This is a genomic window from uncultured Roseobacter sp. (assembly GCF_947492555.1).
Lineage (GTDB): Bacteria > Pseudomonadota > Alphaproteobacteria > Rhodobacterales > Rhodobacteraceae > Roseobacter.
Window position 1 is genome coordinate 652,836 of the sequence record NZ_CANLNE010000001.1, and the last position, 19,846, is coordinate 672,681.

At 60.0% G+C, this 19,846-nt stretch carries 23 protein-coding genes; 17 read left to right on the plus strand and 6 right to left on the minus strand.

All coding sequences use genetic code 11. The features are described 5' to 3' along the window. The first annotated feature begins 6 nt into the window (after positions 1-6). Entirely contained in the window at positions 7-2,187 is a 2,181-nt protein-coding gene (locus Q1A07_RS03030) for a hypothetical protein (RefSeq protein WP_299777709.1), read from the plus strand. A 69-nt stretch (positions 2,188-2,256) separates the two neighbouring features. Here the strand turns inward: Q1A07_RS03030 and Q1A07_RS03035 are convergent, their stop codons facing one another. Continuing rightward, entirely contained in the window at positions 2,257-2,481 is a 225-nt protein-coding gene (locus Q1A07_RS03035; RefSeq protein WP_299777710.1) for a DUF2842 domain-containing protein, read from the minus strand. Between the two features lie 7 nt (positions 2,482-2,488). Continuing rightward, complete coding sequence (locus Q1A07_RS03040) at positions 2,489-3,784, minus strand: adenylosuccinate synthase (protein ID WP_299777712.1); 1,296 nt, start codon at positions 3,782-3,784, stop codon at positions 2,489-2,491. 177 nt (positions 3,785-3,961) lie between these two features. Between Q1A07_RS03040 and Q1A07_RS03045 the strand changes: the two genes are divergently transcribed. Beyond that, positions 3,962-4,357 (plus strand): DUF6524 family protein, encoded by a 396-nt coding sequence (locus Q1A07_RS03045; protein ID WP_195822386.1) that lies wholly within the window; start codon positions 3,962-3,964, stop codon positions 4,355-4,357. Between the two features lie 87 nt (positions 4,358-4,444). Then, positions 4,445-4,663: a hypothetical protein gene (locus Q1A07_RS03050; RefSeq protein ID WP_299777715.1), complete on the plus strand. Its 219-nt coding sequence runs from the start codon at positions 4,445-4,447 to the stop codon at positions 4,661-4,663. A 16-nt stretch (positions 4,664-4,679) separates the two neighbouring features. Here Q1A07_RS03050 and Q1A07_RS03055 read toward each other — a convergent pair whose 3' ends face one another. Genes Q1A07_RS03055 through nthA form a run of 3 tightly spaced genes read right to left on the minus strand, consistent with a single transcriptional unit; the run spans position 4,680 to position 6,306 of the window. Continuing rightward, positions 4,680-5,015, minus strand: coding sequence for a nitrile hydratase accessory protein (locus Q1A07_RS03055; protein WP_299777718.1), 336 nt, complete (start codon positions 5,013-5,015; stop codon positions 4,680-4,682). Further along, on the minus strand, positions 5,012-5,683 hold the full coding sequence (gene nthB / locus Q1A07_RS03060) for a nitrile hydratase subunit beta (protein WP_299777720.1): 672 nt from the start codon (positions 5,681-5,683) through the stop codon (positions 5,012-5,014). The genes Q1A07_RS03055 and nthB overlap by 4 nt, the downstream gene beginning before the upstream one ends. Beyond that, positions 5,680-6,306, minus strand: a complete 627-nt coding sequence (gene nthA, locus Q1A07_RS03065; RefSeq protein WP_299777722.1) for a nitrile hydratase subunit alpha — start codon at positions 6,304-6,306, stop codon at positions 5,680-5,682. Before nthA ends, nthB begins: the two co-directional genes overlap by 4 nt. A gap of 323 nt (positions 6,307-6,629) precedes the next feature. Between nthA and secG the strand changes: the two genes are divergently transcribed. Both secG and Q1A07_RS03075 read left to right on the plus strand, forming a co-directional pair. Next, a complete protein-coding gene (secG, locus tag Q1A07_RS03070) occupies positions 6,630-6,995 on the plus strand; it encodes a preprotein translocase subunit SecG (RefSeq protein WP_299777724.1) in 366 nt (121 codons plus the stop codon). Positions 6,996-7,167: 172 nt separating this feature from the next. After that, positions 7,168-8,814 (plus strand): CTP synthase, encoded by a 1,647-nt coding sequence (locus tag Q1A07_RS03075; RefSeq protein ID WP_299777726.1) that lies wholly within the window; start codon positions 7,168-7,170, stop codon positions 8,812-8,814. Between the two features lie 6 nt (positions 8,815-8,820). Here Q1A07_RS03075 and Q1A07_RS03080 read toward each other — a convergent pair whose 3' ends face one another. Beyond that, positions 8,821-9,600, minus strand: coding sequence for a hypothetical protein (locus Q1A07_RS03080; protein ID WP_299777728.1), 780 nt, complete (start codon positions 9,598-9,600; stop codon positions 8,821-8,823). Positions 9,601-9,822: 222 nt separating this feature from the next. On the opposite strand from Q1A07_RS03080, the gene rlmJ reads away from it, so the two are divergent. From rlmJ to Q1A07_RS03140, 12 genes are all read left to right on the plus strand, one after another. After that, entirely contained in the window at positions 9,823-10,611 is a 789-nt protein-coding gene (rlmJ, locus tag Q1A07_RS03085; RefSeq protein ID WP_299777730.1) for a 23S rRNA (adenine(2030)-N(6))-methyltransferase RlmJ, read from the plus strand. A gap of 43 nt (positions 10,612-10,654) precedes the next feature. After that, positions 10,655-11,305 (plus strand): hypothetical protein, encoded by a 651-nt coding sequence (locus Q1A07_RS03090; protein WP_299777732.1) that lies wholly within the window; start codon positions 10,655-10,657, stop codon positions 11,303-11,305. 6 nt (positions 11,306-11,311) lie between these two features. After that, positions 11,312-11,749 carry a TerB family tellurite resistance protein gene (locus Q1A07_RS03095; protein ID WP_299777734.1) on the plus strand — a complete coding sequence of 146 codons (438 nt, stop codon included), beginning with the start codon at positions 11,312-11,314 and terminating at the stop codon, positions 11,747-11,749. A gap of 37 nt (positions 11,750-11,786) precedes the next feature. After that, positions 11,787-12,227, plus strand: a complete 441-nt coding sequence (locus tag Q1A07_RS03100) for a TerB family tellurite resistance protein (protein WP_299777735.1) — start codon at positions 11,787-11,789, stop codon at positions 12,225-12,227. Beyond that, a complete protein-coding gene (locus Q1A07_RS03105; protein ID WP_299777736.1) occupies positions 12,224-12,964 on the plus strand; it encodes a PhnD/SsuA/transferrin family substrate-binding protein in 741 nt (246 codons plus the stop codon). The genes Q1A07_RS03100 and Q1A07_RS03105 overlap by 4 nt, the downstream gene beginning before the upstream one ends. 126 nt (positions 12,965-13,090) lie before the next feature. After that, the gene (locus Q1A07_RS03110) at positions 13,091-13,867 is read left to right on the plus strand and encodes an ATP-binding cassette domain-containing protein (protein ID WP_299777737.1); all 777 of its coding nucleotides are present in this window, start codon (positions 13,091-13,093) and stop codon (positions 13,865-13,867) included. A gap of 27 nt (positions 13,868-13,894) precedes the next feature. Continuing rightward, entirely contained in the window at positions 13,895-14,620 is a 726-nt protein-coding gene (locus Q1A07_RS03115) for a transporter substrate-binding domain-containing protein (RefSeq protein ID WP_299777738.1), read from the plus strand. A gap of 53 nt (positions 14,621-14,673) precedes the next feature. Then, entirely contained in the window at positions 14,674-15,558 is an 885-nt protein-coding gene (locus Q1A07_RS03120; protein WP_299779129.1) for an ABC transporter permease, read from the plus strand. Further along, positions 15,558-16,364: an ABC transporter permease subunit gene (locus Q1A07_RS03125; protein ID WP_299777739.1), complete on the plus strand. Its 807-nt coding sequence runs from the start codon at positions 15,558-15,560 to the stop codon at positions 16,362-16,364. Before Q1A07_RS03120 ends, Q1A07_RS03125 begins: the two co-directional genes overlap by 1 nt. Before the next feature lie 87 nt (positions 16,365-16,451). Continuing rightward, positions 16,452-17,786, plus strand: coding sequence for a glutamine synthetase family protein (locus Q1A07_RS03130; RefSeq protein ID WP_299777740.1), 1,335 nt, complete (start codon positions 16,452-16,454; stop codon positions 17,784-17,786). A 7-nt stretch (positions 17,787-17,793) separates the two neighbouring features. Further along, positions 17,794-18,471, plus strand: coding sequence for a type 1 glutamine amidotransferase (locus tag Q1A07_RS03135; protein WP_299777742.1), 678 nt, complete (start codon positions 17,794-17,796; stop codon positions 18,469-18,471). Then, complete coding sequence (locus Q1A07_RS03140) at positions 18,471-19,829, plus strand: glutamine synthetase family protein (RefSeq protein ID WP_195822403.1); 1,359 nt, start codon at positions 18,471-18,473, stop codon at positions 19,827-19,829. The genes Q1A07_RS03135 and Q1A07_RS03140 overlap by 1 nt, the downstream gene beginning before the upstream one ends. The last annotated feature ends 17 nt before the right edge of the window (positions 19,830-19,846 follow it).

Here is a 19,846-nt window from a genome sequence, read left to right on the forward strand (position 1 = left end):
CATCCGATGATGAATAACAACAAGATTTTGACAGTCTCTTATGGGACATTTTCCTGCACGCTGGAAGGGTTCGACGACTCCTTCGACACGATGAAAGCCATTGCCGAGTATTTCCGCGACCTCGCGTCGGATGACCGGTATTTTGGCGCAGAGCCCCCACAGCCGGATGCCGAGATGCTCGCTCGGATTGCGGAACGTGAAGTGGCGCGGCGCGTGGAAGCGCGTGAACACGACGGGCGTATTCTGCTGAAAGCGCATGATGATGAGGTGCAGCCGACCGCAAAGGCCGAGGCCCCCGCGGCTGCGGCTGTCGTCGCTGCGACGGACCTTGCGGAGTCTCAAGAAGTGGCACCGGAAACGGCCCAGGAGACAGCATCTGAAGCAAAGACCGAAGCTGACGAACCAGAAGCAGTTGCGGAGTCTGTAGAAGAAGCGACTGAGGTCTTAGAGGCTGAGGCGGATGAAGAATCTGCGGCAGAGGGCGAAGACAGTCCTGAAAGCGCACTGGTGGAAGAGAGCGACGCAGCCCCGGCAGACACCAACACAACGCCTGACCTGGAGACTGCGGAGATCGCAGACCCTGAAGTCGAGCCTGCAGAGGAGCCCATTGAAGCTGTTGAACGTGAAGAAAAATCGCCAGAGATGGATTTCGTTGCGGAAGACACCAGCGCACAGCAAGCCTTCGATGAAGAAGTGCTGGAGCAGGATGTCGCTCTGAACGCGGAGGCCTTTTTTGCTGACAGCCCGGCACCTTCGGACATCGATCCGGAGATCGAGGCAGAGATGGAGATTCCATCGGAGTTTACCGCCTTCGAACCGGTGACCTCTTTTGAAGCGCCGGATACTGCCTCCGAAGCGGCTGCTGAAACTATCGCCGCTAAACTGCAACGCATTCGCGACGTCGTGTCCCAACAGGACGACGAGGCGTATGACGAGGAAGAGACATCTCCTTCAGATGAACCTGTCGATATCCTCGACATGCCTTTCGACGAGGCTGTTCAATCGCCGGAAGAGAACGCTGCTGAAGATGCGCCCGAAGAGGTCAACGCGGCATTGAACGAAGCGGCGCAGGATATCGAGGAAGCATTCGAGGTTGACGATCAGATTGCGTTGGAAGCCGACGACGCGCCGGAGGAAGAAGATGATCTTTCTGCCGTATTGAGCCGTCTCGAGGCGGATCATGACGAAGGCGAAGACAGCCTGTTGGGCACCGATGATGAGGAAGTTACGGCGCAAGACGCAGCGGAAAACCTCTTTGGAGATTCCGGTGAGACTGTGGAAGACGCGCAGGACGAAAGGCCGGAAGCTACCGAGGTGAAAGGCCGCGTGCTCAAAGTGGACCGTGCCGATCTGGAAGCTGCCCTTGAGGCCGGTGATCTGGAAGAGTTTGACGGCGCGGAGGCGGCAACGCTTTCCGACGAGGAAGAGGCTGACTTGCAGCGCGAGCTTGATGCGGTGACGGCCGAAACTGACCAGCCGCAGGAAGACAAACCGGCAGCGCGTGATACCCTGCCCGCCATCGATTCCGGTACTGCAGAGGATGTTTCCCGCCTGATGGCCGAGGCCGATCAGCAGATGGAAGAGCCGGAAGGCGCAACGCGTCGCAGCGCGTTTGCCCATCTTCGCGCAGCGGTTGCTGCACGTTTTGCTGATAAAACAATGGCCAAGGAAGAAACAGAGGAAGAAAATACCAAAGCGTACCGGAGCGATCTGGCGCAGGTCGTTAAGCCGCGTCGCCCGGTTGCGTCCGGCAATCGGACAGAGCGCCCGGCCGAGCAACGCCCGACGCCGCTGAAACTGGTGGCCGAGCAGCGGATAGATGAAAACCTCGCCGGTGCGGATCCCGTAACCCCTCGTCGCGTCGCTGCGACGCTGGAAGACGATATGGAGTTTGCCGAAGACACAGGTTTTGCCGAGTTCGCTGAACAGATGGGCGCAACCAAGCTGCCCGAAGTGCTGGAAGCTGCTGCTGCCTACCTCTCCTTTGTGGAAGGCCACGATCAGTTTTCGCGCCCGCAGCTGATGACTCGCGTGCGTCAGGCAGATTGCGGTGAGTTCAGCCGTGAAGACGGGCTACGCTCTTTCGGTCAGCTCTTGCGTGCAGGCAAGATCGAAAAAATCAAGGGCGGGCGCTTTGCGGCCTCCGATGCCATCGGGTTCAAACCGGATGAGCGCGCCGCAGGTTAAACTTATGAAAACGACACAAAAGGCAGGCCATTTTGGCTTGCCTTTTTGCATCTCGGAGTCACATACACCTTAGCTGTCTGGCTTGTCCGGATCGGCTTGGCCGATGCCCTTGAAAATGAACTTGAACGGCAACGCCCAGACGACACCCAGCACGACATAGACCAGCAGCTCCACCAGGATCGACGGGCGATCCATAGAATTGATCACCGAAATTGCCACGATGATGTAGAGCGGCAGCCCCACCAGCAGAATCAGCAGGGACAGGCGGCGACGGGCTTTGTGGCTGATGGGCATGTTTGTCTCAATCGGCAAAAGGGTCCGTGACGAGGATGGTATCTTCACGTTCCGGTGACGTAGAAAGTAGCGCGACCGGACAGTTGATCAACTCCTCAACCCGCCGTACATATTTGATCGCATTTGCTGGCAACTCCGCCCAGCTGCGCGCGCCTTCCGTGGACTCCGACCAACCGGGCATTTCTTCGTAAATCGGGGTGCAGCGCGCCTGATGATCCGCCGCGGTGGGCAGGTAATCCATGCGCACGCCGTCCAGATCGTAGCCAACACATATTTTCAACGTCTCGAACCCGTCCAGCACGTCCAGCTTGGTGAACGCGATGCCGTTCACGCCGGAGGTGGCACAGGTCTGGCGCACCAGCACCGCGTCAAACCAGCCACAGCGCCGCTTGCGCCCCGTGACGGTGCCGAACTCATGCCCGCGTTCGCCCAGTCGCTGACCATCGTCATCGTCCAGTTCCGTCGGGAAAGGACCCTCGCCGACCCGCGTGGTATAGGCTTTCACGATGCCAAGCACGTAGTTGATCGCCCCCGGGCCAATGCCGACGCCGGTCGCGGCCTGTCCCGCGATCACGTTGGAAGAGGTCACGAAAGGATATGTGCCAAAATCAATGTCGAGCAGAGCGCCCTGCGCCCCTTCAAAAAGGATGCGTTTACCCGCCTTGCGCTTCTCGTTCAGAACCTTCCACGCTGGCGCCGCATATTGCAGGATCTCGGGTGCGATCTCGCGCAGCTGCGCCAGCAGCGCGTCGCGGTCCACGGGCTCTATCCCTAAGCCGCGGCGCAACGGATCATGGTGTTGCAACGCCCGGTCCACACGCGCCTCCAGCGTCGCAGGATCAGCGAGATCGGCCACACGCACGGATCGGCGGCCCACCTTATCCTCATAGGCCGGCCCGATGCCGCGCCCGGTGGTACCGATCTTGGTACCCTTGCTCGCCGCCTCCTCGCGTGCGCGGTCCAGCTCGCCGTGAATCGGCAGGATCAGCGGCGTATTCTCCGCAATCATCAGGGTTTCAGGCGTGATTTCAACGCCTTGCCCTTGGATCGTTTCGATCTCTTTCAACAGATGCCAAGGGTCCAGCACCACGCCATTGCCAATCACGGAGAGCTTGCCGCCGCGCACCACACCGGACGGCAGCGCATTCAACTTGTAAACCTTGCCATCGATCACCAGCGTGTGGCCCGCATTGTGACCGCCCTGGAAGCGCGCGATCACATCCGCCCGCTCGGAAAGCCAGTCCACGATCTTGCCTTTTCCCTCATCGCCCCATTGCGCGCCGACAACAACGACATTTGCCATGGCTGGTCCCCTTTGGTGTGTTTCAAACCCGCGCCGGTATAGCGGCAGAGCCCAAGGGGCGAAAGGGCAAAAGAGGCGCGCCCGTGGGCCGCCAAACGCCTGCATTGACCATGGACTTTGCGTCGTGGGCAGGGATAGTTCTGGGCCAAAGACAACAAGACCGAGGAGCAGGCGACGATGGGATTTTTCACCCGATGGTTTTTTGCCTTCGCGCTATTGGCGCTGACCTTTAACCCGACGCAATACAATTACATCAACTGGGTGCGGGATTATGGCCATATGAACCTGTCGATCGCGGTGCTGCTCGCGCTCTTGCTGGCGATCGGCTACATCATCTACCTGCGCGCCACGCTCCGCTCCATCGGGGCGGCGGGCATGATCCTGGTTCTGGCGGTGGTGGGCGCCTTGGTTTGGGTGCTTTACGATCTGGGTATCCTGCGGCTCGACAACTCCAGCCTGAACGTCTGGTTGGGGCTTGGGGCGCTCTCGCTGGTGCTGGGCATCGGGCTCAGCTGGAGCCATGTACGCCGCGCGCTGTCTGGGCAGTCGGATGTAGATGACATTGATGACTAGGGCGGCGGGCTTCATCGACAAAGGCGCCAATGTGATTGGCGCATGTCAGGTCTCAGCGCTAAACTGATCGGCAAAGGAGATCACCCGATGCCCCGCACACCTGATAAACCCAAAGATTTTCAGAAGTTTTACTATGCCAAAGTCGGCCTCGGCGAAGGCTGCGGGTGCGCGGAACGTGTCATTGACATGCATGAATTTGATCGCCTCGCAGGCAAGCCAAAACTGCACCTGCCGCGATTGCCCCAAAAAGGCGCGTGGCGGCGATTTCTCAACAAGGCAGGGCTGACTTCGCGGCCCAAAACCTGACACCAGGTCCAGCATCTCACCGCTTTTCGGACATTTCCTGCTCCAGGGTCACCGGCGCGCCATGCGGTGTGCTGCGATAAGCCCGTTCCCAGGCATTTTTTATCTCTGCAACATCCCGGAGATCAGCCAAGTCCTTGCTGGCCAAGAACTGCTCCAGCGTCTCCAGCCATGCTGTGAAGTAATCATCCCCGCCATCGAGTTCCTTGGCCAGCCCGTTCTTTTTCAGCGTCACCCCAAAGCGGCTTGCCCACTCCGGCCAGTCAAAATGACCTGCTTCGTTCAGATGCACGGTGAGGGCAAAGACCTGCGCATGCCAGGGTTCGGTGAAAGCGGGGTCCGGCGCGTCCGTCATGCCGGGGCCAGATAGCTCTGCCACAGATCGAGCACGACCTCGTCACGAGGATGTTCGGGATGCGCCCAAAGCTCTGACGCCGGGAAGGCCACCGCGTAAAGCGGTTCCGCCGCATCCCCCAGCCGGTGCGCGGAGCTGTCCGGCAGAATATGCGTGCCATGATACCGCACAACGCGTCCCGTGGCCCCTGCGGCATAGCGGGGCAACCGCGTGTGTCCACCATCGACCAAGGCATTGGCGGCAAGGCGGCGGGTGCGCACGGCATCTCCGGGTTGAAACGCTGGCGCGATATCGCTGGGGCGGTCGGCAGGACCACCGGCGGCCAAAACGGACGGAACGGCAGCAGCCTTGAGCGTTTTATCGGCGCTGGGGCTTGGCGCGGGCGCTTGGCCGGCCAGTTCCTCACGGCTCACCAGCTTGGCCTCAACCAGCAGATCCGCCAGGCCCGCCATCCACTTTTCGTAGTAGGAAAACCGCGTGTAATCCATCGGCGCCAGTCGTTCACGCGCGTGTCGTGACACGTCGATGTTCCACGCCCCATGTGCGGCAGACGCCAGGGTGATGGCCAGGGCGCGCTTGTGCCAGTCGGCATGGAACACGGTGCCCTCCTCTTCGGGGACCACCGGCCCGTCACCATAGCGCCCGCCCATGTCATGCGGGCGGCTCATGGCGCGGACCGCCCAACCGGCAGCGCAAGCCCGGTGCCGATCATGCTGTCGCGGGTGACCAGATCCATCAGCGCCGCCTCGTCCATGCCGTCGCTGCCTGCGGGGCGCTCGGGGATCACCAGATACCGCACCTCTGCCGTCGAATCCCAGACCCGAACGGCGGTGTCCTCTGGCAGCGCCACCCCGAAATCGGCCAGTACGGCGCGCGGCTCACGCACGGCGCGGGCGCGGTAGGCATCGGATTTATACCACCCCGGCGGAATGCCCAAAAGCGGCCAAGGGTAACAGCTGCACAGGGTACAGACGACCATATTGTGAACATCGGCTGTGTTCTCCACCGCCACCATATGTTCGCCCTGCCGACCATAGTATCCCATCTCGGACACTACCGCCGTTGCATCCTCCAGCAGCGCTGTTTTGAACGCCGGATCGCGCCACGCACGGGCGACGACATGGGCACCGTTGCGCGGACCGATCTTGTTTTCATAGGTGTCGATGATGACGTCGAGCGCGGCTGGATCAATCAACCCCTTTTGGGTCAAAATCGTCTCCAACGCCTTGACGCGCAGCGCCGGATCCGGCGGCAACAGGCTATGCGGGTGGTCGGGATCATCATGAGGCATGGCGTGACTTTGGAGCCCTCCTTCGACGTTGTCCAGCGCTTACCCGCCGGACTTATCCACAGGCCGGATTTTCACGGCGATTTTCCCCGCAAAACGTGCTATGTACTTTTCACGAAGTGAGTCTGCAGCGCCTCAATTCCAGGATAACCCTCTTAACAGGTGCGCATGTGAGAACAGCTTCAGCGGACCGTCGCCCGGCGGATTGATCAGGCGGCGGTCTCGGCTTGTGGTCTGGACCTGTCCTCCCGGCAATCCTCCCTTGCGGGGGGGGCGAAACTTGCCTAGATACCCCGAAGGCAAAACCGAAACGCATTGAGACATTCATGGAAAACGTCGTTCTGATCGTCCACCTCATTCTGGCGCTGAGCCTGATTGCCGTTGTGCTCATGCAGCGCTCCGAAGGCGGTGGGCTGGGCATGGGCGGCGGTGGCGGCGGCGCCATGTCGGGCCGGGCTGCTGCAACGGCGCTTGGCAAGGTGACCTGGCTGCTGGCCATTGCTTTCATCTGCACCTCGATCACGCTGACGATTTTTGCCGCAGAAAACGCCTCCGGTTCCTCCGTTGTGGATCGCCTCGGCGTGACCCCACCGGCGTTGAACGAACCCGCCTCCCCTGCGGTGCCGGAAGGCGATTTGCTGCTGCCCCCCGCGCCGGGTGACAATGCGCCCCTGGTTCCGACCGCCGATTAACGCCTAACTACAACCCCTTGCGGATGCGAGATGTTTTGCAACATCATGTTGCGGCACGTCTTGCCATCTGCGCCCGAATCCTGTTAGCCTTAAGTCCCGTGGACCTGCGACTTTCGCAGCTCGCCTGGATCGGCTTTTTTGACCGTAAAGATGCACGGGAGCATATCAGACCATGGCACGTTATATCTTTATCACCGGTGGTGTGGTGTCCTCCCTCGGCAAGGGGCTTTCCTCCGCCGCGCTGGGGGCCTTGCTTCAGGCGCGCGGCTTTTCGGTGCGGTTGCGCAAGCTTGATCCCTATCTGAACGTCGATCCCGGCACGATGTCGCCTTTTGAGCACGGCGAGGTTTTCGTGACCGACGACGGCGCAGAGACCGACCTTGACCTTGGTCATTATGAGCGCTTTACCGGTGTGCCCGCCCGTAACACCGATTCCGTTTCCTCCGGGCGCATCTATTCCACCGTGCTCGAAAAGGAACGGCGCGGCGATTATCTCGGCAAGACCATTCAGGTGGTGCCGCATGTCACCAACGAGATCAAAGCCTTTCTGGACGTGGGCGATGACGAGGTTGATTTCATGCTCTGCGAGATCGGCGGCACCGTGGGCGATATCGAGGGGCTGCCGTTCTTCGAGGCGATCCGCCAATACGCCCATGACAAACCCCGCGGGCAGTGCATCTTCATGCATCTGACCCTGCTGCCCTATCTCGCCGCCTCAGGTGAGTTGAAGACCAAGCCGACCCAGCATTCGGTGAAGGAGCTGCAATCCATCGGGATCGCGCCGGATATTCTGGTCTGCCGCTCCGAACATCATATCCCCGAAAAGGAACGCGAGAAGATCGCGCTCTTCTGCAACGTGCGCAAGGAGGCCGTGGTGGCGGCCTATGATCTCAAGACGATCTATGACGCCCCCTTGGCCTACCATGAACAGGGGCTGGATCAGGCGGTGCTGGATGCCTTCGACATCTCGCCTGCTCCGCGTCCCGATCTGACCGTCTGGCAGGATGTCTCCGACCGGGTACACAACCCCGAAGGCGAGGTTAAAGTCGCGATTGTCGGTAAATACACGCAGCTTGAGGACGCCTATAAATCCATTGCCGAAGCGCTGAGCCACGGCGGCATGGCTAATCGCGTCAAGGTCAAGGTGGAGTGGGTGGACGCGGAGGTCTTTGACCAGGCTGATGACGTCGCACCGCATCTTGAGGGGTTTCACGCGATCCTTGTACCGGGTGGCTTTGGCGAGCGCGGCACAGAAGGCAAGATCAAGGCCGCGGAATTCGCCCGCACCCGTAAGGTGCCCTACCTGGGCATCTGTCTTGGCATGCAGATGGCGGTGATCGAGGCGGCACGCAATGTGGCCGACATCAAGACGGCGGGCTCAGAGGAATTCGACCACGAATCCGGGAAGAAGCGTTTTGAACCAGTGGTTTACCACCTCAAAGAATGGGTTCAGGGCAACGCGAAGGTCAGCCGCAAGGTCGAGGATGACAAGGGCGGCACCATGCGATTGGGCGCCTATGACGCGGTGCTGACCGATGGGTCGAAGGTGGCAGAGGTTTACGGCACCACAACCATCGATGAACGTCATCGCCATCGCTACGAGGTCGACATTAAGTATCGTGATAAACTGGAGAGCGCGGGCCTATGCTTTTCAGGCATGTCCCCCGATGGGAAACTGCCCGAGATTGTGGAATGGCCGGATCATCCATGGTTCATCGGCGTGCAATTCCACCCGGAACTTAAATCCAAGCCCTTTGACCCGCACCCATTGTTCAAGGATTTTGTACGGGCGGCCAAGGATATCAGCCGCCTCGTCTGAAACCGGTCAGGCCGCACCCAAAACGCGTCGCCTGACAGCGGCAAAGCCCAAACCGGCAAGCCCCACCAGAAGCAGCCACCCATTGGCCGGGAGCGGAACGGGTGTGATCTCGTTGTTAGTACCGGACGCTGCCCGTACGGAAGATGGCTCTACGACGGTGAAATAGTTGATCGCATCGAAGTAGAACAACGCCACGTCGTCCTTTTCCTGAAGAGAGCCGAATTCGTCCTTTGCGAACGTCAGTTGCACGGTATCGCCGATATTGGTCCCACCGGAAATCGACTGCGTCAGCCCCAGCATGATGTTAAAGGCGGCTTCAGAAAACGTGCCGAAAAATTCGCCCCCAGCGCTCGCGCTGTTACAATCGAACCCACCAACAGAACAAGATTCGCTCGTTGCCCGTGTTGCGTCACCATCCGGCCCCGGTGTTCCTTTGGCTGAGAAATTGATCAGACTGCCGACCTCGAGCCCCCTCAATCCGTTGTCGAAACCCCAGATGTTCTCATCATCCGACATGAAGGGCTTATCAAGAAGCACATCACCGGTGTCGTTGTGGAGAACCGTGGCGTCAGAAAAACCGTAGGACTCAAACCGCAATGTCAGGTCGTACTCGAACATCGATGCGGCCTGCGCAGATGTCGAGAAGACGCAAAAAGCAGCAATCAAGGGAAGGCGCATAGGAATAATACTCACATTTACCAGTCGGAAGTCAGAATGGCGCGTCAGGCAGAACGCCGACCGCTCGTTAATTATGGTTAACGAGCGTGGTGCGGATCGCCTAGGCATTCTGAATGGATAGGCGCGTTTCCGACCAAATAGACGGATATGCGCGTAAAGTTGCGCAACAGTTTAAATTTCTACCTGAGATTATTCTTGAAACGCGAACAATAAGTCTGCAGCGCGTTTCGTCAATCGACTCAGGCCGTACTAACTAGACCAAAGAGACGGGGTCCTCTTTCCCATGTGATTGGCGTTGCGCGCGCCGGGTCATACGTTACACCGGCCTTCATGCTGAGCTATCAACATATTTATCACGCGGGCAATCTCGCAGACGTTCACAAGCATGGCTTGCTGGCGTGGATATTGAACTATCTGACGGCGAAGGCCAAACCGCTCACCTACATCGAAACCCATGCGGGTCGGGCGCTTTACGATCTGCAGGATGCGGCAGCGATCAAGACTGGCGAGGCAGCAGCAGGCATTGGCAAGGTGGCGTCCTGGTTTGACGATACACATCCGCTGACCGAAGCGCTGACGGCGGCGCGCGCCACTCACGGTCCGCATAGCTATGCAGGTTCGCCATTGATTGCCGCGCACCTGCTGCGACCTGATGACAGGATGCATCTGGCTGAGCTGCACCCAGGTGAACACGCCGCCCTCGACTTCGCGCTCTCCAGCTTCCCGGCAAAATGCTACCAGCAGGACGGTTTTGAACTGGCCCATTCGCTGATCCCCCCGACCCCTCGGCGCGGTTTTATGCTGATCGATCCCAGCTACGAAATCAAAAGGGACTATGCGGATATCCCGCGGCACATCGCCGGTTTCGCGCGAGCATGGAATGTTGGAATCATTTGCCTCTGGTATCCGATACTGACCGCCCAAAGCCATTTGCCAATGCTCACCGCGCTAGAGAAAGCACACCCGGGGGCGTTCCGGCACGAGGTTCGATTTCCGCCTGCCCGCAAAGGTCATGGCATGATGGGTTCCGGCATGTTCGTAATCAACCCGCCCTACGGGCTTGAGACTGAAGCCACCCGTGTCTCGGACCGCTTCGCAACTCTTACCGCAGATAGATGATTGCCCTCTAGGCAGGCCCGCGATTGCGTGCCAAGATATGCTTATGCGCTTGAGCCTAACGCTGACGTTCCTGACCTTTGGCCATATGGCGGCGGCCTGTGAAACACCCGTTTGTCTGGTTGATCCGGACGCTCTTGCACTGACCCGCATCATCACCTTTGAAGACACCCAGTCCAGCCGTGGCCCCGGCCATCTGGTAAAGGACCTCCTCGTTTTGGAGGGAGCGACCTTCGGAGAGCGGTTCGCAGGGCAGATCCTGGCGCCCGAGGGGGATCATGACCAGTTTACCGGCATCGTCCTGCCGCCGCTGACGGTGGTCGCTGGCGAAGCAGGGCAAAACCTCTCCGTCGTTTTCCTGCAAGGTAACAACGTGCTCAACGGCTACGGCGTCGCCGGTTACCCAAAACGGCACGCGCAGGGCGAAGGTGCCATCGCCTTTCTCTTCGACGATGATCAATCCGCCCTGTCGTTTCAGCTGCGTGGAGGCGAGGCCGGATCGGCCAGTGCCGTCTTCTATCACCGCAGCGGACAGGAAATCATGCGCATGGACCTGCCGCCCGTTGGCGAGAACGCCTTTGGCTTCATACGCGCCACCGGCGACGCCGATATCGCAGGCGTCGTCATCACCAACACCGATCCGCAGGGTCTGGCATTGGACAACATCCGCTTTGGAAAGAACCCGGAACTCAGCTGACCCCATATGTTTGAACGCCTCTTCCCCCGCAGAAAACCCGACCCGAAACCGCTGCCGCAGCCCAATGCACAACTTGCCTTGGGGGCCCTGCTGGTACGCGTTGCAATGGCGGATCATAACTATCAGGCCTCGGAAGTCGGGCAGATTGACAAGATCCTGTCCGCCACCTTCGATCTCAAACCGCTGGAGGCGGCCAAGCTGCGGGCCACCTGCGAGGCCCTGGAGCGGCATGCGCCCGGCACACCCGAGTTTGCCCAGATACTGCGAGACGAGGTGGCCTATGACGACCGCAAGGCGCTGGCTGATGCGATGTGGTCCGTCGCACTGGCGGATGGGGAGCGCGATGTGGATGAAGAGGTTCAACTGATGGCCATCGAAACGGCTCTTGGTCTGACCGACGAGGATATTGCCGCGGCCCGCCAAAATGCCCTGACGCCAAAGTGATATTGGCAGTCGGGCGAAACCTGACTATATCGCGCTTATGTTTGGAGAACTCTTAAAGCGCTTGACGCAGCCCGGCGACGACGCGCTCCCCGATGAGGATGCGCGGCTGGCCCTGACCGCCCTGCTGGTCCGTGTTGCACGGTCCGACAATGATTACAGTGCAGGTGAAAAGGACCGGATCGACCAGATCATCGCACATCGCTACGGGCTTGGCCCCGGGGCCACATCTGCCCTGCGCTCCGAGGCGGAAGCGCTTGAAGCCGAAGCCCCCGATACTGTGCGGTTCACCCGGTCCATCAAGGATGCTGTGCCTTACGAGGAACGGCGCGCCGTGGTGCAGGCGCTCTGGCAGGTGGTGTTGGCCGATGGGTCCCGCGCGCAGGAAGAAGACGCGCTTGTACGTATGGTCACCAATTTCCTCGGGATCAGCGATCGTGATTCCGCCCTGGCACGTCAGGCAGTTGACGGCGGCGCATGACCGCCAGCCTGCCCATGTATGATGTGGCCAGCACGCGGGCGGCCAATGACAGGCTCTGGACCGACATCCGCGCCCGCTATGGCGCCGGCCCGTTGACGCTCGACCGCACCACCGACCCGCATAAGACATGGGAAGACCCTGATCTTGTGTTGTCACAGACCTGCGGCCTGCCCTATCGCAGCGAGCTGCACGGGCGCGTCCAGCTGGTCGGCACGCCGGATTATGGCGTGCGTGGCTGCCCGCCGGGGTACTACAACTCCGTCATTGTGGTGCGCAAAGAGGATCCGCGCAGTGATCTCGCCGAATTTGAAGGCGCGCGACTGGCGCGCAATGACGTGCGGTCGCAATCCGGCTGGGCTGCAGTTGAGGGGCATCTGGCGGAAAACGATCTTGGGTTCAGTTTCAGCGGCAATGCGCTCGATACCGGCGGCCATGCGCGCTCCGCCGAGGCCGTGGCCGAGGGTCAGGCCGATCTTGCTTCACTCGATGCCGTCAGCTGGGCATTGATCAAACGCGAAACCTCCCGTGCTGCGCAGCTGCGCGTGCTGCTCTGCACACGGCCAACCCCGGGGTTGCCGTTCATCACGGCGCGCGGGCGCGATCCGCGTCTGCTGTTCACCGCTGTGCACTCAGCCATCTCGGCGCTCAGCGCCCATGATCGCGCCCGGCTTTTGCTGAAGGGTATTGTTGCCATTCCGGCAACAGACTATCTGGCCGAACCGCTGCCCCCGGCGTGAAAGCAGGGTATCCAGCCAAAAAATGTGCATTCTGACCTGGCGGAAATCATTGTTTACCGCTTTCCGCGTTGCAAAAGTCGAGATTTTAACCCCTTATACCGCCTTGAATCATCACGAGGCTTCACGTTGACTGCTGCGCAACCGGTTATCGAAATCACCAATCTGCACAAGGCTTATGGTGCACTGGAAGTGCTCAAGGGTGTCAGCATCACGGCGCACAAGGGGCACGTGATTTCCCTGATCGGATCGTCCGGTTCCGGCAAGTCCACATTGCTGCGCTGTTGTAACCTTCTGGAAGACAGTCAGGAGGGTGAGATCAGGTTCAAAGGGGAACCGGTCACCTGGAAAGGTACCGGCCACAATCGGCGTCCGGCAGATGCGGCGCAGGTGCTGCGGATACGCACAAACCTGTCTATGGTGTTCCAGCAGTTCAATCTCTGGGCGCATATGTCGATCCTTCAGAACGTGATGGAAGCACCGCTAACCGTCCTGCGCCGGGACCGGGGCGAGGTGGAAGAGGCCGCGCGTGGTTATCTTGCCAAGGTTGGCATTGGCGATAAATGCGACGTCTACCCGGCACAGCTCTCAGGCGGGCAACAGCAGCGCGCCGCCATCGCGCGCGGTCTGTGCATGGAACCCGAGGCCCTGCTCTTTGACGAGCCGACCTCGGCGCTTGATCCGGAGCTGGAGCAGGAGGTGGTCAGGGTAATCAAGGATCTGGCCGCCGAAGGGCGCACCATGATCATCGTGACCCATGATATGAAACTGGCCGCTGATGTATCAGACCACGTGGTCTTCCTGCATCAGGGGCTGATCGAAGAACAGGGGCCGCCAGAGACGCTCTTTGGCGCACCCAAATCCGAACGATTGCGGGGGTTCCTTTCGGCAACCCACGCAGCGTAACCCAAATAAAAACAAGGGAGTAACAAGATGAAAAACCTTATCCTCACGACTGCCGTGCTGGCCCTTTCGGCTGGCATGGTGATGGCCGATGGCCACGGCAAAACCATCCGCCTGGGCACAGAAGGTGCCTACCCTCCGTACAACTTTCTCAATGACGCCGGCGAGGTTGCAGGCTTCGAGCGTGACCTTGGCGATGAGCTGTGCAAACGGGCGGAACTGACCTGCGAATGGGTCACCAACGAATGGGACAGCATCATCCCCAACCTCGTCTCCGGCAACTACGATGTCATCATCGCGGGCATGTCGATCACCGATGAGCGGGATGAAGTGATTGATTTCACACAGAATTACACGCTGCCCGATCCGTCAGCCTATATCGCGACATCCGAAGATGCTGATCTGAAAGGTGGTGTTTTGGCCGCGCAGACCAATACAATTCAGGCTGCTTTCATCGCGGAAAGCGGTGCGACACTGGTTGAGTTCGCAACGCCTGAAGAAACCATCGCCGCTGTCAAGAATGGCGAAGCTGACGCCGTTCTGGCGGACAAGGCCTTCCTCACACCCATTGCAGAGTCAGATGCAGATCTGATCATGTTAGAGCAGGAAGAGCTGCTGGGTGGCGGTATCGGCCTGGGCCTGCGGGAAAGTGACGGCGAGTTGAAAGAGAAATTCAACGCCGCCATCGCGACGATGAAAGAAGACGGATCCCTGAACGAATTGCTCACCAAGTGGGAAATTTCCGGGCAGTTCTGATCTGATGCCAGGGGGCGGCAAGGTGCTGCCCCCTGATTTTTCAAGAGGTTATTATTTTCAGTTTTTGTACAGATCCCAGCACCTTGCCGGACTGGCAATGGATGGCGTGCTACCTGACCACGGGCAAGCACATGTCGATCTATACTTCTGTCCTGACGGTGCTGTTGCTCCTGGGCATTACGGCCCCCATCGCGCTGGCCTTCGGGTTCGGCGGCGCCACCGCGGCCCGTTCGCAGATCGCCCCGCTCAGGTGGTTCGGCAAAACCTATATCGCCATTGTCCGCGGCGTGCCCGACATCGCGTTTTTTCTATTTTTCGTGATCGCGCTTGACCAGGCGGTTGAATACCTGCGCCACAAGGTCCTCTGCCCCGACTGGGAGGCACCCATTCGCCAGGGCAACGATTTCGTGGTTTGCCAGGCGGCCAAGATGCCCCTGGGCAATGCGCCACAGTGGGTGCACGAAAGCTATGGGTTCGGCCTCGCGGTCGTGACATTTGCCATCGTGTTTGGCGCCTTTGCGGCCAACGTCCTGTTTGGTGCGATGCGCGCCGTGCCAAAGGCACAGCTGGAGACGGCGGAAGCCTACGGCATGAGCCAGCACCAGACCTTCTGGCGTATCCTTGTGCCACAGATGTGGGTTTACGCCCTGCCGGGGCTCAGCAATCTCTGGATGGTTTTGATCAAAGCGACACCGCTTCTGTTCCTGCTGGGTGTCGAAGACATCGTCTATTGGGCGCGTGAACTGGGGGGCACCAAAACGCCCCGCTTTACCGACTATCCGCATGGCGACTGGCGCATGTGGTACTTCCTTGCCTTGCTGGTTTTCTACCTGCTCTTCACCCGTGTTTCGGAAATCGTTCTGGGGCGGATCATGTCGCGGCTGACCAGCGGGCAGGCCACATCTGGTGGCGAAGCCCAACGCAAGGCTGCCGCCTGATGTCCTGTCTGCAGACCATTGAGGACTATGGCCTGCGCGCTGTCGGCATCGGTGAACGACTGCTCCCGCGCGAGGATTTCACGCTCTGTCACCAGTTCACCCTGATCGGCTCCGGCATGATCTGGAATGTCTATTTCGGTCTAGTGGCCCTGACGCTGGGCTTCTTTCTCGCCACGGCGCTGGCCATGGGCAAAGCGTCCTCGCGCGCGCTTTTTCGCAAACCTTGCGAGTGGTTCATTTTCCTGTTCCGGGGCTCGCCCCTCTTCATCCAGTTCTTCTTCGCTTACTTCCTGTTTTTGAACCTGAAATCGGTCCACCCGTTTTTTGAACCCTTCACCGCCGCATGGCTTGGCGCGCTGGTTGTCTTGTTCTTCAATACCGCCGCCTATTCCGCCGAGATCTTCTATGGTGCGCTGCTGTCGATCCCAAAAGGTGACATCGAAGCTGCGGATGCCTATGGCCTGTCCGGCTGGTCCCGCTTCAAACGTGTGATCTGGCCGACGATGCTGCGTCTGGCGTGGCCGGGCTATACGAATGAGGCGATCTTTCTGTTTCAATCCACCGCCCTTGTGTTCTTCTCGGGCTTTCCGGCATGGCAACAACGGGGGGACGCGCTTTATTACGCAAGCTACTTCGCCGACAAGACGTTCAACCCCTTTGTGCCCTATCCCATTCTGGCCTTCTATTTCATCCTGCTGACCCTCGTGGTGATCAGTGTTTTCGGGCTTGTGAACAAGCGGCTGAACCGGCATTTGCCGCAAAACACACGGCAGAAAATCAGGTTGCGCCCGAACCTGATCCGGTAGTATCCATAATTTGATCAAATTATCTGTGGCGCTGGCCATGGGGTCGGCTTTGCCGCCGCGCTCACCAGCCCACTGCATCGGTGACCTATGAAGAACTGGCTCCGCAAGAACCCGCAAGTCCGCACCATTCGGGTGGCGGCTGCCGACCTCAATGGTCAGGCCCGTGGCAAACGTATCCCCTCGCGCTATGCGGACAAGGCGGTGGAGGGCGGCACGCGATTTCCGATGTCCGTGCTCAACCTCGACATTTGGGGCGAAGACATCGACGACAGCCCGCTGGTCTTTGAAAGTGGCGACAAGGACGGCGTCCTAAAGCCGACAGAGCGGGGTTTCATGCCGATGCCCTGGCTTGAAGCGCCAACCGCCCTGCTGCCGATCTGGATGTTTCACGAGGACGGCAAACCCTACGAGGGGGATCCGCGCCACGCCCTGCGCGCCGTGTTGGACCGCTACACCGCGCGCGGGCTGACGCCCGTCTGTGCCATGGAGTTGGAGTTCTTCCTGATCGACGATTCAGGCCGCAATCTGCAGGTGCCCCCCTCCCCACGGTCGGGCAAGCGCCGGGTCGCCGGCGAAATCCTGTCCCTGCGCGCCCTGGACCAGTTCGACACCTTTTTCACTGATCTCTATGACGCCTGTGAAGAGATGGATATCCCTGCCGATACAGCCATTTCAGAGGCTGGTCTGGGCCAGTTCGAGATCAACTTGATGCACTGCGATGACGCGCTGCGGGCGGCTGATGACGCCTGGCTCTTCAAGATGCTGGTCAAGGGGCTGGCGCGACGTCACGGATTTGCGGCCAGCTTCATGGCCAAACCTTACGAGGATTATTCCGGCTCTGGCCTGCATGTGCATTTCTCGGTGCTGGACGCCGACGGGCATAACATCTTTGACAATGGCGGTACCGACGGTACGGACGTTCTGCGCCATGCCGTGGCGGGCTGTCTGGATGCGATGCAAAGCTCTGCACTGGTCTTTGCGCCCCATGCCAACAGCTTTGACCGGATGGTGCCCGGCAATCACGCGCCGACCGGTGTCAGCTGGGCCTATGAGAACCGCACTTCGGCCATTCGCATCCCCTCGGGTCCCCCCGCCGCGCGCCGCATCGAACACCGGGTCGCGGGCGGGGATGTGAACCCTTACCTCATGCTCGCTGCCGTTCTGGGCGCCGCGCTCAACGGGATCGAGGACGCACAAGACCCGCCCGACCCCATCACCGGCAATGCCTATGCTGCCGATCTGCCGCAGATCCCCGCCGACTGGCGCTCCGCGATTGATGCCTTTGAGGCGAGCCCGCAGATGAAACGCATCTTTGCGCCGGACCTCATTCGCAACTATGTGCTGACCAAGCGGCAGGAGCTGCACTACATGCAGGAACTCTCGCCCGCTGAGCAAGTTACCATTTACCTCGACACGGTATGAGACGGTTATGAAAATCGGAATCCTGATCACCGGCCACCCGCCCGATACGATGATGCAGGGGGGGCTCTACGATCAGTATTTCGCCCGTCTGCTGGACGGGCACGGATTTACCTTTGAGGGCTGGGCGGTCTGTGACGGCACCTTTCCCGACGGCGTGGATGCGGCGGACGGCTGGCTGATCACCGGATCGAAACACGGCGCGTATGAGGATCACAACTGGATCCCGCCGCTGGAAGCGTTCATTCGTACCGCACATGCGGCGCGCAAACCGATGACCGGTGTCTGTTTCGGGCATCAGATCATCGCCCAGGCCATGGGGGGCCGCGTCGAGAAATTCGGAGGCGGATGGGCCGTGGGCGCGACCGACTATGTCCTGAACGGCACCACGACAACCATCAATGCCTGGCACCAGGATCAGGTTGTCAAAAAGCCGGACAGCGCAGAAGTCTTTGCCAGCAATGCCTTTTGCCAATACGCGGGCCTGCTCTATGGTGACCTGATGTGGACAATCCAGCCGCACCCCGAATATGACGCGAGTTTCATCGACGGGCTGATCAGAACCCGGGGCAAGGGCGTTGTGCCGGATGCGCTGCTGAGCGAGGCCAGTGCCCGGCTGGGCGCGCCAACCGACCGGATGGATGTGGCCGAAATGATGGCCGCATTTTTCAAGAAAGAGAGGGCCTGATGGCCGACTGGACGCAAGAACTGCCTGCCGCCGCGCAGATCTATCTGGAAGGGCGCAGGCTGGACGAGGTGGAATGCATCATCTCTGACCTGCCCGGAATTGCCCGGGGCAAGGCGGTGCCCGCCTCGAAATTCGCCCGGCAGGATTACTTTCATTTGCCCGACAGCATCTTTTACCAGACGATCACCGGCGACTGGGGCGAAGCGGCAGGCGAGGACGGGTTCATCGAAAAAGACATGATCCTCAAACCCGATATGACCACGGCCACCGCCGCCCCCTGGACCGGCGACTGGACCCTGCAGGTGATCCATGACGCTTATGACCGGGAGGACGTGCCGGTGCCATTTAGCCCGCGCAACGTGCTCAAACGGGTCTGCCAGCTGTACCGCGACAAGGGATGGGAACCGATTGTGGCGCCCGAAATGGAATTCTTTCTGGTCGCGCGCAACATTGATCCGGCCCATGACATCAAACCGATGATGGGCCGTTCCGGTCGCCCTGCCGCCGCGCGGCAAGCCTATTCGATGACCGCCGTGGACGAATTCGGCCCGGTGATCGATGACATCTATGATTTCGCCGAGGCGCAGGGGTTCGAGATTGACGGCATCACACAGGAAGGCGGGGCGGGTCAGCTGGAAATCAACCTGCGCCACGGCGATCCGGTCAAGCTCGCCGACGAGGTCTTTTACTTCAAACGCCTGATCCGCGAAGCCGCGCTGCGCCACGATTGCTTTGCCACCTTCATGGCCAAGCCGATTGCGGATGAGCCGGGCAGTGCCATGCATATTCACCACTCGGTGCTGGACAGCGAAACCGGGGCCAATGTCTTTTCCGACAAGGACGCGGGCGAGACCGATGCCTTCATGCATTTCATCGCCGGGCTGCAGAACCACATGCCCGCAGCACTGGCGGTGATTGCGCCCTATGTGAACAGCTACCGCCGCTATGTGAAAGACCACGCCGCCCCGATCAACCTCGACTGGGGGCGCGACAACCGCACCACCGGCATTCGCATTCCGCTCTCCGACCCCGATGCACGGCGGGTCGAGAACCGGTTGGCCGGGATGGACTGCAACCCCTACCTCGGGATCGCGGCAAGCCTGGCCTGCGGCTACCTCGGGATGACCCAGGGCAAGATGCCTGCCGCGGAATTCAAAGGGGACGCCTATGACGGCGACGGGGATATTCCGCGCGTCCTGGGGTCTGCCCTGGATTTATTCGAGCAGGCGACAGAGTTACACGAGGTGCTTGGATCGGAGTTTGCACGCGTCTACTCCATCGTGAAACGGGCCGAGTATGACGAGTTCCTGCAGGTCATCTCCCCCTGGGAGCGTGAACACCTGTTGATGAACGTCTGATCGCAGGCGCATTTCAC